The sequence below is a fragment of the Arundinibacter roseus genome, from assembly GCF_004348825.1.
GTDB lineage: Bacteria > Bacteroidota > Bacteroidia > Cytophagales > Spirosomataceae > Arundinibacter > Arundinibacter roseus.
Map to the genome: position 1 here is coordinate 89,761 of NZ_SMJU01000010.1, position 13,691 is coordinate 103,451.

Consider the following 13,691-nt stretch of genomic DNA (forward strand, 5'->3'; position numbering starts at 1 on the left):
AACAAAAATCCCAGCGCCGTAGGTGCGGACCGGAAACGACCGTATAATCGTAAATTTCTATTCGAATTCGTGGGAGAGGCGTGATAGGATCTTGTGAATGCCACTGATGATTTCCTGACATTCTTTCTCGGTGATGCTCTCCACCTGAGTCAGCATGGTGTTTTTTAGAAATTGCTGCCCTTTCAAAGCTACCGTCGTGGAATAACCCAATTTTTCCCGAATCCCCGTCCACTCCGGGGCAAGCTCATCGGAGAAGTACTTAGGGTCCAAAATGTGGAAATAGGCAGCCTGCGTAACGATTGTTTCTTTAATGGATTGGTGCGGTTGCTGGAGGTTGTCTACCAGCTTTTTAAGTTCCGTGTAAGCAAATATATTAGACTTTTTCATCAGGTATAGAAGGGTAAATGTGCGAAGTTACTTTTAAATGTATCTATTTATGTAAACACTTAATAGCGACATCTTCTATATTCTTGTATGTATACAACAAATTGTTTTATAACTACTATTAATCTTTGGTAAAACGCCGCATTTGGTTGCTCAGGTACCCCCGGTGATACTGCCGCAGGCGCTCATCCAGCTGATAGCCGAGGCGGTAACGCTCCCCAATATTGTATCCTCTTGTATACGTATATTCCCACCGAAACTCCTCGCTCGTCCGCAGCCGGGCCCGCGGGCCCTGTACGATTTTTCCGGGAGGAATCGGAACCGCAAAATTGAACCCCAATGTGGCTCCATTTTTTGTTTTCGTAGCGTATAGTGCAATTTCTACATTCGTAAACTGCCGGATCATATCCATTCGGACGCCCCGGTCGTCGGCCAGAAACTGCCCGCCAGAGGCCTTTATCGTCAGGTCGTGTGCCCGCCAGCGGTAGGCTATATTACCCAAAACAAGTAACTCATTTAACCCTTCGTAGTAAATGCCGCCGCGCGGAAAGTAGTAGAAGCCCGTGAGCCCCGCTTCCAGCCCGTACGACCAGGCGGCGGTCAGGTTGGCGTGCTGATACTGCACGTTCAGGCCGTAGCGGTCGGTATGGAAAAAGCCCGCCGAAGCGCTGATGAAGTTATGCCCGTCCAGCGCCAGAAACTGATTCAAAAACGTGGGTGCCGGGCGGATGATGTCCGGGCGGCGGTCCAGGTCGTTGACGATAGGAAACAGCACCCCGTAGTTGAGCACCATGCCCCGCCACAGGTACAGCTGACTTTGCAGCAGCACGCTCGTGCGGCTTTCCACGGGATTACGGAAGTTGCCGAAAATCGCCACAAACTCGGGATGAATGCGGAAATCAAAGCGGTAGGTGAGCGGGTTGATGCGATGCTGCGCGTGGTAGGCACGGCGCTCGTCGCGGCTCAGGGCCCGAAAACTCAGCCCGTCTCCGTCCGTGCGGTAGCCCCCTACGGGAATCCCCTGCACCAGCGGAATATACTCCCGCGCGGGTTGTTTGGGCAGAGCCGTTTTTAGCTCCATGATCCCCACCAGCGGATTGCGGTAGAGTCGCTGCTCGTAGTACACCCACCCGCCCGTGCTGTCTACGTGCAGGTTGTCGGCATTTTCCAGCTGTGCATGCAGGGCCGGACTACTCAGCAGGGCCGCGACCATCAGCAGTTTACTTATCCTGTTCATACAATTTTTTCAGCCGTTTGGAAGGGTTTAGTAACGAAAACTGCCAGGAAGTCCCCAGCGTCACCTGATCAAAGTTAATCAGCCCGGCCTGTACGTTCCAGCGCTTGAACAGCGTGCCGTACAGCCCAATATTCACAAATTTAGAATCAAATTCGGCCATCACGCCCACTTTGTCCCGAAACGCTAGCTGCACCCCGCCAAAGGGCCCTACCAGGTAGTGGTTGTTGTAGCGGTACTCACTTTTTTTCTGCCACTTGAAACCCTCAAAAATACTCGCTGAGGTCAGGTTGCCGACGTTCCGATAGAAAAAATACGGACTCCCCAGCCCGGCCGTTACTTTCAGGTCCCAGTCCGGCTGTAGCTTCAGGCTTTTGGTCGCCACGATCACATGCGTGAGCATTGCCGCATCAATCGTAAACGGCGATGACATTACAATCGCCACTGACGGGCGCTTTTTGGTTTCGGTCAGCAGCAGGTAGCGGACGTCCAGCTGCCGGTCGCCCAGGGCTTCCCGCACCGGAAACTGATCCGTGCTGATGAGCTGCAAAAAGTTCATATTGATTTCCAGCCGTTTCAAAATCGTCAGGTTGGCGTAGACGATCCGCTCCGCATTGCGGCCCCGCCGCCGCAGGCCGTAGTCGATGGGGTTGTAGGCCACACCCAGGCGCAGCGCCCCGTCTTCGGTAGCGGTGGCCGTCGGAATGTACATCAATCCCGATTTTCCCGAAATATTCACCTGCGCCCAACCCGGAACGCTCAGGCCCCAAAGCAAAAGAAAGGATAGCATACACCTACCCTTTCTTTCTCTCCATCGTTTTTTGTGTACCATGAAGTTTCTTTTTCCTAAAAAAATACCGGAGACCTGCCGCCCGCCCTGTGCGTCCCGGCAGGCCCCCTGATTAGACCTTAGTTACCACCACCCTGATTGTGGCAGCTTTCGCCTAATTCAATTCTTTTGGCTTGTGCTGCGGCCAAAGCAGTCTGATAGGCCGCCGTAGAAGCTGCCAAATCCGCATCACGTGCTGCTGCCGCTGCCGCTGTTTTGGCGGTCAAGGTAGCCGCACAGGCTGCTACGTCGGCTGCCTGCAGGGTATTCAGTGAGGTCAGGTAGCCCAGCAACTGAATGTTTACCAATGCCTTCAACACAGGGTACAAAGCCGCAGGAATTACCGCCTGCGCGGCGTCAATATCCGCCATTGCCTGCGCTGCCTGCGCCTGTCCTGCTGCACGCAAAGCTGCATACTTGGCCGGAATGCCGCTTGCACAACTTGTCTGCTCGGCTGCCAAAGGCGCAATTGCCGCACTGTAGGCTGCCGCTACTTTGGCATCTTCTGCCGCTTTCGCTGCGTCCAGTTTCACTTTCACCGCTTCGTATACCGCTGCTGCTGCCTGTACACAGGCATCTTCTACCAGCACGCCTTCTACTTCTTCAATGCCTTCAACCGCACCCGAACGTCCGCCAACCGGCGCACCGTTCACCGTGGGCAACGTAAATTGGGGCAGATACTGCGCCAGGGCCGGATCAGCCGCTACTTTGGTCATTACCGTTTGCAATTCGGCGGGCAACGCACCACCGGCCGCAACGGCCGCAATCGTGGCGGGAGTTACTGTCGACAAAGTCGTTACTTCCGCAGGCGTCAGCGCCGCCGTTACTTCACCCGCTGCCGTATTGACCGACGCAGGCACCGTGCCGGACGACAAACTACCCATCGCACCCGCTACTTCCGTAGCTTTGGCCGAAGCCGTAATCGTCGACGGCGTGGTTGTTACCGCCGCAGGCTGCGTCAGGGTAATCGGCGTTACCGTAATCGCGTTGATTTCATCCACCAATTCCGAGTCCGGCTCGGTTGGGAAAGGCTCGTCTTTTTTACAATTGTACATGACCAGCGTCAGCGCCAGTACATATACCACTAAGGAACTACTACGTTTTTTCATGAGTGAATTGTCTAAGGTGATCGATTGATTGTTATTGGTTTGTATTGATTGGTTGTTAATAGCCTAATTTTTTTAGTATGGTGGTGTTTTCACCCACACCATGGACTGTGTCTCATCATAGCCGTCAGGTTAATGGCCTCGGACTGGGCCGCCAGTGCGGAGGCATTCCTTTTCTGTCGGCTCCGTGGGCTGTATCCGCTCCATGGACTCCCGGGCTCCGTGGGCTGTGTCTCACAGCCCCAAAACCCCCACTTCCCCTTCCCATTCCGTGGGCTGCCTCTCACAGCCCCAAAACCCCCACTTCCCCTTCCCATTCCGTGGGCTGTGTCTCACAGCCCCAAAACCCCTACTTCCCCTTCCCGTAAATCATCACCTGCATCGTCAGCAGAATCAGGTACAGGTCATACCACACGCTGTACTTGCGCAGGTACTGCAGGTCAAACTTCATGCGGGTCAGGTTTTGGTTCAGGTTGTCGGCGTAGCCTACTTTCAGTTGCCCAATCGACGTAATGCCGGGCTTGACCGTCAGTAGTTTTTTGAAATGAATCGGATCCGCCGCCATCAGCATATCTACGTCGTAGCGGTAGAGCGGCCGCGGCCCCACCACCGACATATCCCCCCGCAGCACGTTTATAAACTGCGGCAACTCGTCGAGCCGGGTTTTGCGCAAAATCCGTCCGATTGGCGTTACGCGCGGGTCGTGGTGGCCCTGCGAATGCTGCAGGCCCATTTTGTCCGCGTCGGTGTACATTGTCCGAAACTTGTAAATCATAAAGGGCTTGCCCCAACGCCCCGTCCGTTCCTGCTTGAAGAATACCGGACCCGGCGACAGAATCTTGACCGCCACAGCAACAAAAGCAAACACCGGAGCCCCGAGAAGCATCACCAATATGGAAAACGCCAGGTCAAAAGCCCGCTTGTAGGTTTCGTCCTGCTGATTGCTGTACGGCTTGGTCGATACCTCAATCACCGGAACCACGTCGTGGTACTGCATCGTGGCCATGTGCGTCATGAAGCCCCGGAAGTCGGGAACGAGGCGAATCTGCGCTTGCTGCCGCTCGCCCATCAGGATGATGCCCTGCACCTGCTCGGGCGAAAGCGATTTCAGGCAGCAGTACACTATCTCCGGCTGCGTGCTTTCGAGCATCGCTTCCAGGCGCTGCAGTTCTTCGTCCGCACTGCGGCTGCCAAACTCAAACGTCCCTTTGAAGCGCAGGCCCAAATCCCGCCGTTGCTCGTAGCGCTGCCGCAAAATACCGTTCAGCTCGCTGCTGCCGATCGTCACAAAGCCGCTGCCGTTGTGGCCCGCCTGCCGGTAGCTCCGCAGCCACTTCAAAATAAAGAGCCGCGCCAACCCGCCCGTCAGGGCCAGCCCGATGATCGTGCTGCCCAAAATGAAGCGCGACACGTCTTCGCCGTATTTGGTAAAATACAGCACACCCGCCATAATCAGCAGCTGAAACATGATGGCTTTCAGAAACCGACGAATCAGTTCCTCGGCCGTGAGTTCCAGCCGCGTCAGCGGGTAGGTTTGTAGAAGATAGGTAATGCCCAGCCACGAAAGGTTGAGCGTCAATTGCAGAATAAGATAGGTGTCGCTGATGTCCTGCGCACGGAAGTAGTTCCAGTACGCAAATCCGAACACAAAGTTCAGCAGAGCGATGTCAATCCATCGCGTGTAGGTAGCCAAACGGCTTTGGTAGTACTGTTTCATAACGGGGGACTGTTGAGTTAAGGACGGTCGTGTATGTGGACGAAAGAGCAGTATAACTTTTTACTCATTCGTTTACAAATATTAAAAATTTAATAGTAACTATTATCCGATTTTTCAATTATTTTTTTATTTCACTCATTTTTTCCTGTTAAGGATAACACTTTCTACATTTTGTTCTATTCTTCCCCTAAACCCCTTGCTTTGAACAGGATACAAGAGCCGAATGTAGGAAAAACTATACGATTAACACAAAAATGTAGTCTTTCTTTTTTCCTATTTATCAAACGGTCATACGCCTTCCTCTACGAACTTGTACTATACTCCTATAAAATTAGATTAAAGCAAACACCCGCATTTTTCAACCCGAACTCACCCTCCTCTCCGAAGAATATCTAGGCCAAACGGATAAAAACGCGGACTGTCCGATGATCCGGACATGTGTGTATAGGCAGGCAGGCCTCTCGGCCCGGGGCGTAAGATAGCGGGTGTAGAAAAATAGCAACGACTTGAAATTGTACTACAACCGGGGCGCAAGGTAAAGGGCTTTGCGCTATTTTCCTATGATGTGAAGGTTAAGTTTTTGATCCAATGGGTGACTGCGTACTTTTGGCGTGTGAAGAGGGCTTTTTTAGGGGTAGAAATGGCTAACACCAGCACCAAAACCTGAGAAGGGTATATATATATTCGCTGTTCGCGGATGAAATAAACCTATGTAACCATAGGTTTTCAAACAAGCTGTCTTATCAGTAGAATAAATCCGCACTAAAAATTTTCCTCACTTTGGTTTTGTTAAGCACTAAGTATTCAAAAAATGATTGAGTCACAAATAATAAAGAAAAAAATTGCTCAAAGGTGGGATTCTACAAATTCAAAAAATGAACTTTGAAAATTTTCCTTTGAAAATTTTAATGCATTCTTTCTAATTTCAATTGGATCGAAAGTTTGTACTAAATCTTCAAATCGATTTACTGCATCAATGATAGAATCAGAAGATTGTACATCAAAAAATAAACCAGATACACCATCTTTGATACTCTCCAAGGCTCCGCCTTGGGAAAAAGCAATAACAGGTGTTCCACAGGCTTGCGCTTCAACTGGCACTATTCCAAAATCCTCCTCAGCTGCAAAAACAAATGCTTTCGCACGGCTCATAAAGTCATAAAGTACAGGAAATGGCTGAAAACCCAGGAAATCAATATTATCAAAATTTTTGGTGGTCAACTTCTTATAGTCAGGACCATCACCAATAATAATAAGCTTTTTATCAGGCATACGTGAGAAGGCACTAACTATAATATCTATTCGCTTATAAGGTACTAGCCTTGAACATGTAAAATAAAATTCTTCCTTTTCGGTGACTACCTGAAACCTATTCAAATCGACAGGAGGATAAATTGTAAATGAATCTCTTCGATATACTCGTTGAATTCGTCTACCAATAAAGTCAGAATTACTAATAAAATAATCTACTCGATTTGATGCAATAACATCCCAAGTCCTAAGTTTACGTAAAAAATATTTAGCAACAAATCCCTTTAAACCAGAAGTCAGCCTTTGCTCCTTAAGATATTGAAAATACAAATCCCAGGCATATCGAACTGGTGAATGACAGTAACAAATATGTCGTTGCTTACCATTTGTGAGTACACCTTTTGCAACACAATAAGAGGATGACAAAATTAAATCAAATGAAGATAGATCAAAACTTTCGATTGCGCTTGAAAAAAAAGGTAAATAATTACGATAATGTTTTTGTGCAAAAGGTAGTTTATGAATAAAGGAAACATGTAACCTAGACTTGTCAATTTGTAATTCATTAATAACTTTATCACTATAGGTAAGTGTAAATAATGAAGCAGAAGGAAAAAGTTCTAAAATTGATTTTAAAACAAGCTCGGCTCCTCCAAGTTCTGTAAGCCAATCGTGAATTATGGCAACCTTCATTAGCTATAAAATTTTTCGTAAAAAAAGTACTAAATGTATTATAGAAAAATAACATTAGAAATGGCTGGAAAATAAATTTAATATGATAAATAAATATAACAAAAAAAATTTATTCAAATATAGTCCAAATATTTATTGAAACTATATAAGGATATTAGAATAAATATCTAAATAGGCACTAGCAATTGATTTTTTAGAATATCTATTAAAAGTACTCAAAAAGTTTTCATTCTTGATTGAAAATCCACAATTAAAAAAATCATTTAACAAACAGCAAAGATCATTGGAATCGTTAGTAGAAAAGCTTTTACTAATTCCATCTACAATAAGTTCAACAAGACCACCATTATTTGAAACAAAAACAGGGCATGACATAGAATATGCTTCAATTACAACTCTACCAAATGGTTCGTTCCATAAAGAAGGTACAACAAGAAGATCAATACTTTTAAGAAATTTTGAAGATTCAACTTTACCCAAAAAAAATATGGATGAACTTTCAAAGGTACTTCTCAATTGCTGAATATATTTATCATCACCAGAACCAGCAATTAATAAAATACTTTTTTCATTTTTAGCCAGATTGAAAGATTCAATAAGTAGTTCAATTCCCTTTTCTTTGCTAATTCTACCAAGATATCCAACAGTATTATAGTTATTAACTTTGCGTTCATAAAAATCATCTGAAACAGGATTTGGTAAAGTAGTCTTTATCATAGCATTAATAAAGTATCCTCGCTTGCAATGTTCATTCAATATAAAATTACTGATTCCTACTACAGCATTAACATTTGAAGATAGAAGTTTTTTTGGAATTGAGAATACAAAACAAATAGAACATTGATCAATGCATGGTTTATCTTCTAACATCATAGATTGTTGTGGACATAACAAATAATAGTCTCTAAGGGTGTGAACAATTTTCAATTTTAGGGTAGATGCGACATCCCAGATTATGGTTGATATTCCACAAAGATTATGGGTATGAATTATATCTGGGTTGAGTTCACTAATCAAATTGGTAAGAATCTTTTTGTAACTAATATTATAAATATCGATGAAATGCCAAACAATTTTTTTTAAAACATACTTATTACGTTCAGGATATTTCCAATAAATATTGTTATTTTCTAGGTATTTAATTGTTACATCATTAATAATTACATCTTCTTTATATTTATCTAAAGTGGTTAAAACAACCACATCATGGCCCATATCAGATAAACTTTCAGCTAAAATTTGAGTTGAAATTTCTGCACCTCCAACAATATAGGGATAATATAAGGTGGCAACAATCAATATCTTCATAAGAATAACTAGCTCTAATGTTTATATATTATTTTCAAATTCGAACTATATCTATAAGACATTGAATTTACAATAGAGGGTAAATCATAACCGTTTTTAATAATCCAATCTGAAGCATTATAACGTGAGTGACAAGGATACTTCTCAAGTATAAATTCAGCCCATTTAGAACACCCAATCTCTAAGGGTAAAGAGTAGATAAAGTCAGAGAAAAGTACTTCTTTGGGAACTTTATTTGATGTGAATGAGGGTAAGGAACTTGCTTGTGCCTCTACCAAAACAATTCCGAGACCTTCATAACGACTTGGCATCACAAAAACATCAAAAGCTTGCATAAGGTTAGAGATATCTTTTCTTAATCCTAAGAATAAAACATATTTATCGAGCCCTAACTCTGAAACCAATTCTTTAATCTTTTGTTCCAGTTCTCCACTGCCAACTAAAATTAGGATAGCATCAGGTTGTAATTTAACAATATCTGCAAAAGTATAGATTAAAAACTCAGGAAATTTTTGATAGGTAAAACGTGCAACAGAACCAACGACAAAATTACTAGAAACATTTAGTTTACGTCTCATCTTTTCACGAACATTGCTCTGAAATATAAATTCTTCATAGTTAATTGCATTTTTTAATACGAATCCATAATGTGCGAACTTATTCCCAAACAAACACAACAAAGCATCTTGACTACAACCCCAACGATCTGTACAAACCAAGTTAAGAACTATCCGCATGATTTTATGTACAAAATTATCATACAGAAGGAAGGCCATGTGAGCATGCGCAATCCTGATCTTTACACCACAAAGTTTGGAAATGAACAGATAAATACAAGAAGGCAATTCAATATGGGAATGGACAATATCGTATTTATTGTTCCACAAAAATTTAAAAATAAATAAAAATCTAAAAAGATAATTTTTCGGCATGTATACTATTTCGCAACCTAATTTAATTAAATCATCATGTAAAAATTGTTTATCAATATTGTTTTCTATCGGCATAAAATCAATTTGAAATAGGTTATTATCTATACCTTTTGTATAATCCAATAATAGTTTTCCGACTCCACCACCATTGATTCCAGTTACAATATGCAAAACTTTTATACGTTTCATTTTATGTTTAATAAAGATGATGTATATGGTATCGTGCCAGCATGATTATATTGTAAACTAAGGTAAATATAGTTTATTAACAAGAAAACAATTATAAACGAATAAATTAATATGTGACTAAATTTTAAATGTTTAATGAAAATACAAGTTACAATTATAATAACCATATACAAGTAATCTGCAACCCTTGTCGCTACGTCAGTAAAACTACCCATAAGTATAAATAATAAACAAATAGGTAAATATATTCGTAGGATATTTACTGAATTATCAATTGCAAAAATCTTACTCCTCTTTAGAAACAATAGGAAATAAATTAGTATGCAAAATATTACATCAGTTTTGTGAGTTTTGAAATCTTGCATAATATAAGCATTGTACTTTACACTTAAAATACCTGATGATGTCATGAAAACTACTAAATATGCATAAAAATTATAAAGAACAATAGAAACTAAAATTACAATAATCTGTAATCTAAAAATATGTTTTTCCTGAGAATTTATTAGTAATTGAAGTGGATAAATAACAACAAGTAATAGAGCTGAATTATGAAATCCAATAGCCAATAGAACGAAAATATAATATTTGAAAGGCTTATTTGTTAGTACGTATTTATAAGAATATAGAAATAAAACAACAGAAAATGCTTGCCTTAAAAAACATAATGATTCATTAAAGTATAGTAAGAAAAAAATTAGAATAAATAAATGAGGTGGGAAGCTATCTCTATAATCATAAGCAGTTAAATAGACCAAAGTCATTAAAATAAAATGTACAATGAACAAATAAATATTGAAATCATTTGTAAATCTTGTTACAACAAAGTTTAATAGAAGATACAAAACTTCTATTTCATTACTGAAGGAGTATAATTGATTAGTGTAGTATTGTAAAAACGTATTACTTTGGGTAGCATTATAGAATGTCTTAGTACCATACAACAGCACATCGGTTCCTACTGAATCATTTCTACATCCTGCAAGAACTACGGGTGCTAAGAATGCAAATACCAATAAAATTGAAGCGCTTACTTTGTCCTTGGTTTTGAAGGCTAAATAAGTACATAAAGTAGAAAATAAAAAGACCAATAGATATAATATCATATTAATTATTAATGCAGAATTATTAAGGATATAAACTATAAAATTATTTCAAATTCATAATTGTATTAATCATTCTTATTTTTAAAATACAAACAATTCTTTAAATAATTTATAGATTGTTTTCTTAAATATCCAACTTTTTTGTTTACTTCCACCCAGTCAATTTGCATCTTTAAACATTTTTCTGCATTCTCATTTACCCAAGCTATTTTAAAATCTAATCCAATCTTATTTAGAAAATTTTCTACACGTACATTTCCCGTTGAATGTTTACCCTTCAAAGGAATAAAAACAAAATTCTTGTTCATCAATATACAGAACACTACTCCATGAAATGATGTAGTAACAACATACTCAGAATGGTAAATAAGAGATAGCCATTCTTCAATTGAAGGATAAATATACTTAGCTTGTCCTAGTATCTCTCTACCGGGTATATAACCACTTGAAGCAGCCGCAACTATTCCCATATTACTTAATTTGTTCAATTCCAAAAACTCATCCCAGTACATTTCTGCGCTTGTAGCAACATTAAGATGATATACAAACATATAAGGTCCAGGAACTAGCGAAGTCTTAGATATTAGATTACAATAACTTTTATTTGTTAGCAAAACAGTAGGATCTACGGCTTCTATGGCATCAAAACCTACCTTTCTACAAATATCAACTCCATTGCTCTCACGAACCGAAATATGGTCAAATCTTCCTAGCTGCTTCTTTAAAGGATCTTCCAATGATGTAGGGTAACTTTTCATTGCAAAACTTGCGGCATATGCGACTCTTAACGTCTTTTCAGATCCAAAGTTTAAAAAGTATGTCTCATTTTCATTATTGTCTAGTAGCTTTGCCCATACTTGATCACTTCCTACAATATAACAATCAGCAGGAGGAGGATTTCTTCGGAGTTCGTTTAATGATTTATAAACAATTTCTGTTTTGTTTATATATTTACTTTTGAAATCATCAAACCTTCTTTGCCTATTTTTTAATTCTATTGCTTTTTTAAAACTTTTATTTTTTCTATTCTTTACTATATCAAATATTTTATTAATTAATGGATATATAAGGATAATTTTAAGAAATACTTTTTTTTTATTCCTCCTTATTGGGGCATTTGTATGATCATATCTTATTAAAAAAGGTTCATATCCATTATCAGATAGATACTTCTGTAGTGCATAACATTGCAATACTTGACCATAATTATCATTTGATCTCCAAAATGTTAAAATGCCAATTTTCATATTAATATTTTCTAAAAATAGTAAATTAGTAGCTTTCACTAAATATTTGTATGTATGAGAATATCCAAAAATACTCAGTTTAAGGATATAAGATATTTTGCTAATCAATATTATTATTTCATGGATCTATAAATAGAGGTTTGATACTTTTTTTTTGCATAAACAGAGAATTTGGAATTATTTAAAATATGGATTATTGTTCTTCGTTCATCGCTTCTTAAACCAAAGATTAAGATCACTAATGCAGTTGAGAAAAAGTTAATAAACACTCCAAATATCAACTCAGGAGTTGTATTTATGGAAAATAATTTAAATTGATAGATCGAAAAAACAAATAAAATAAGTGTTACATTAAGAATTGGCCATAAAACTTCTCTAAAGAAATTAAAAATAGATAGATTTACCAAAGGTGCGATAATTGCTAATCTTACAAATAATGTAATTATTGAAATTGCGATATTAATGTACATAGTTATCTCAGGAGGATATCCTAACTTAAGAAATAAATATGATATTGGTAACGTTAATATAAGTAAGCCGCCAACAATTGATTGATATTTTTTTATCTTTCCAGACGCTTGAGCTGCTGTCATTAGAGGCCCAGAAATACAATCAATAGTTGTAATAATTATGACTAATCGAGTAAAAATCACGGTATGTCTAGGTACCACTTGTATCCAGAGATTAAGAATATATTCAGTATAAATTAGTGTAGGAACAGCAAGTAAAAAAATCAAGAAGAATGATAATTTTGCACTTTTTTGAATTAATTTATGCATAAAATATTTGTTGTCGTCTGCATACGATTTAATTATTTGTGGATTTACTGCCATCTGGAAATTTACTACAAGTTGATTTAATGCAGCGCTTATTTGATAAGAGATTCCTCGGGCAGCATTTACATTTGGACCAAAAAATAAATTTAAAAGAATATTAATACCTTGTCCCAACATCACACCTGCAAAGTTGCCCCAAAGATTCCAGCTTGCATAATTCAACAATTTTTTGAAAAGTTGTTTGTCCTGTACATTTATGTATGTGCATGCTGGTATCATGCGTTTGCAATAAACTTTATAAATACCTCTAATAATTATTGTAATTAAAAATATAAATATTGCATACAATTTAAGTTTATCAAACTGAAATATATCTAATATAAATACACTGATTAATTTCAGTAACACCTCTAGTATACTTATATATGCAAAGATTGTCATTCGTTCATGGGCAATTATTGATGCATTATACGGTACACTTATGACACTTATCAAAAAACTTAGAACAGAAAATTGATAAACCCAATTAGCAGACTCTAATCTTCCTATTGGAATAACCATTTTAAAATTTAAAAACCACAAACCAATTGTTTCCGCCAAAATCATTATAACCATTGCAATTAAAATATGAATTTTAACGGCTACACTGAATACTATTTGCAACTTTTTATAATCTTTCTTGCCTAATTCAAATGATAAGAATCTTTGAGTGGCAGATGACATTGATGAATTTAAAAATGATAAAACTAAAACAATCCCTCCAACTACACTGTATACACCAAAGTCTTCTACTCCCAATATGTTCAAGATAATTCTTGACATATATAGAGTTACAGCCATAGTAACAATCATTCTGAAATATAATAGAATTGTATTTTTAGCTATTAGCTTACTATTTTCTTTCATTCCATTTTTTCAT

Annotated in this window: 12 protein-coding genes; 1 reads left to right on the plus strand and 11 read right to left on the minus strand. The window is 39.3% G+C overall.

Annotation, left to right across the window (positions count from 1 at the left end; all coding sequences use genetic code 11):
- Positions 1–57 precede the first annotated feature (57 nt).
- The 4 genes from EZE20_RS16490 to EZE20_RS16500 all read right to left on the minus strand — a co-directional run bounded on the left by EZE20_RS16490 (position 58) and on the right by EZE20_RS16500 (position 3,556).
- On the minus strand, positions 58–387 hold the full coding sequence (locus EZE20_RS16490) for a hypothetical protein (protein WP_132119673.1): 330 nt from the start codon (positions 385–387) through the stop codon (positions 58–60).
- Between the two features lie 118 nt (positions 388–505).
- Positions 506–1,621 carry a YjbH domain-containing protein gene (locus tag EZE20_RS24420; RefSeq protein WP_228713814.1) on the minus strand — a complete coding sequence of 372 codons (1,116 nt, stop codon included), beginning with the start codon at positions 1,619–1,621 and terminating at the stop codon, positions 506–508.
- Complete coding sequence (locus EZE20_RS24425) at positions 1,605–2,408, minus strand: YjbH domain-containing protein (protein WP_228713817.1); 804 nt, start codon at positions 2,406–2,408, stop codon at positions 1,605–1,607. The genes EZE20_RS24420 and EZE20_RS24425 overlap by 17 nt, the downstream gene beginning before the upstream one ends.
- A 119-nt stretch (positions 2,409–2,527) precedes the next feature.
- A complete protein-coding gene (locus EZE20_RS16500) occupies positions 2,528–3,556 on the minus strand; it encodes a RodZ family helix-turn-helix domain-containing protein (protein ID WP_132119675.1) in 1,029 nt (342 codons plus the stop codon).
- A gap of 107 nt (positions 3,557–3,663) precedes the next feature.
- Here EZE20_RS16500 and EZE20_RS16505 point away from each other — a divergent pair, with 107 nt between their 5' ends.
- Positions 3,664–3,921: a hypothetical protein gene (locus tag EZE20_RS16505; RefSeq protein WP_132119677.1), complete on the plus strand. Its 258-nt coding sequence runs from the start codon at positions 3,664–3,666 to the stop codon at positions 3,919–3,921.
- Here EZE20_RS16505 and EZE20_RS16510 read toward each other — a convergent pair.
- The 7 genes from EZE20_RS16510 to EZE20_RS16540 all read right to left on the minus strand — a co-directional run bounded on the left by EZE20_RS16510 (position 3,903) and on the right by EZE20_RS16540 (position 13,678).
- Positions 3,903–5,270 carry a sugar transferase gene (locus EZE20_RS16510; protein WP_132119679.1) on the minus strand — a complete coding sequence of 456 codons (1,368 nt, stop codon included), beginning with the start codon at positions 5,268–5,270 and terminating at the stop codon, positions 3,903–3,905. The genes EZE20_RS16505 and EZE20_RS16510 overlap by 19 nt on opposite strands.
- 846 nt (positions 5,271–6,116) lie before the next feature.
- On the minus strand, positions 6,117–7,214 hold the full coding sequence (locus EZE20_RS16515) for a glycosyltransferase (protein WP_132119681.1): 1,098 nt from the start codon (positions 7,212–7,214) through the stop codon (positions 6,117–6,119).
- Positions 7,215–7,355: 141 nt separating this feature from the next.
- Positions 7,356–8,522, minus strand: a complete 1,167-nt coding sequence (locus EZE20_RS16520) for a glycosyltransferase family 4 protein (protein WP_132119683.1) — start codon at positions 8,520–8,522, stop codon at positions 7,356–7,358.
- Positions 8,523–8,536: 14 nt separating this feature from the next.
- Positions 8,537–9,643, minus strand: coding sequence for a glycosyltransferase (locus EZE20_RS16525; RefSeq protein WP_132119685.1), 1,107 nt, complete (start codon positions 9,641–9,643; stop codon positions 8,537–8,539).
- A complete protein-coding gene (locus tag EZE20_RS24650) occupies positions 9,640–10,749 on the minus strand; it encodes an EpsG family protein (RefSeq protein WP_132119687.1) in 1,110 nt (369 codons plus the stop codon). The genes EZE20_RS16525 and EZE20_RS24650 overlap by 4 nt, the downstream gene beginning before the upstream one ends.
- Positions 10,750–10,814: 65 nt before the next feature.
- A complete protein-coding gene (locus tag EZE20_RS16535; protein WP_207104705.1) occupies positions 10,815–11,996 on the minus strand; it encodes a polysaccharide pyruvyl transferase family protein in 1,182 nt (393 codons plus the stop codon).
- Positions 11,997–12,109: 113 nt separating this feature from the next.
- Positions 12,110–13,678, minus strand: coding sequence for a lipopolysaccharide biosynthesis protein (locus EZE20_RS16540; protein ID WP_199879911.1), 1,569 nt, complete (start codon positions 13,676–13,678; stop codon positions 12,110–12,112).
- Positions 13,679–13,691 lie beyond the last annotated feature (13 nt).

Bases quoted from the DNA above. Each gene is read 5' to 3' on its own strand.
- EZE20_RS16490 (WP_132119673.1), bottom strand. From the start codon at position 387: ATGAAAAAGTCTAATATATTTGCTTACACGGAACTTAAAAAGCTGGTA.
- EZE20_RS24420 (WP_228713814.1), bottom strand. From the start codon at position 1,621: ATGAACAGGATAAGTAAACTGCTGATGGTCGCGGCCCTGCTGAGTAGT.
- EZE20_RS24425 (WP_228713817.1), bottom strand. From the start codon at position 2,408: ATGCTATCCTTTCTTTTGCTTTGGGGCCTGAGCGTTCCGGGTTGGGCG.
- EZE20_RS16500 (WP_132119675.1), bottom strand. From the start codon at position 3,556: ATGAAAAAACGTAGTAGTTCCTTAGTGGTATATGTACTGGCGCTGACG.
- EZE20_RS16510 (WP_132119679.1), bottom strand. From the start codon at position 5,270: ATGAAACAGTACTACCAAAGCCGTTTGGCTACCTACACGCGATGGATT.
- EZE20_RS16515 (WP_132119681.1), bottom strand. From the start codon at position 7,214: ATGAAGGTTGCCATAATTCACGATTGGCTTACAGAACTTGGAGGAGCC.
- EZE20_RS16520 (WP_132119683.1), bottom strand. From the start codon at position 8,522: ATGAAGATATTGATTGTTGCCACCTTATATTATCCCTATATTGTTGGA.
- EZE20_RS16525 (WP_132119685.1), bottom strand. From the start codon at position 9,643: ATGAAACGTATAAAAGTTTTGCATATTGTAACTGGAATCAATGGTGGT.
- EZE20_RS24650 (WP_132119687.1), bottom strand. From the start codon at position 10,749: ATGATATTATATCTATTGGTCTTTTTATTTTCTACTTTATGTACTTAT.
- EZE20_RS16535 (WP_207104705.1), bottom strand. From the start codon at position 11,996: ATGAAAATTGGCATTTTAACATTTTGGAGATCAAATGATAATTATGGT.
- EZE20_RS16540 (WP_199879911.1), bottom strand. From the start codon at position 13,678: ATGAAAGAAAATAGTAAGCTAATAGCTAAAAATACAATTCTATTATAT.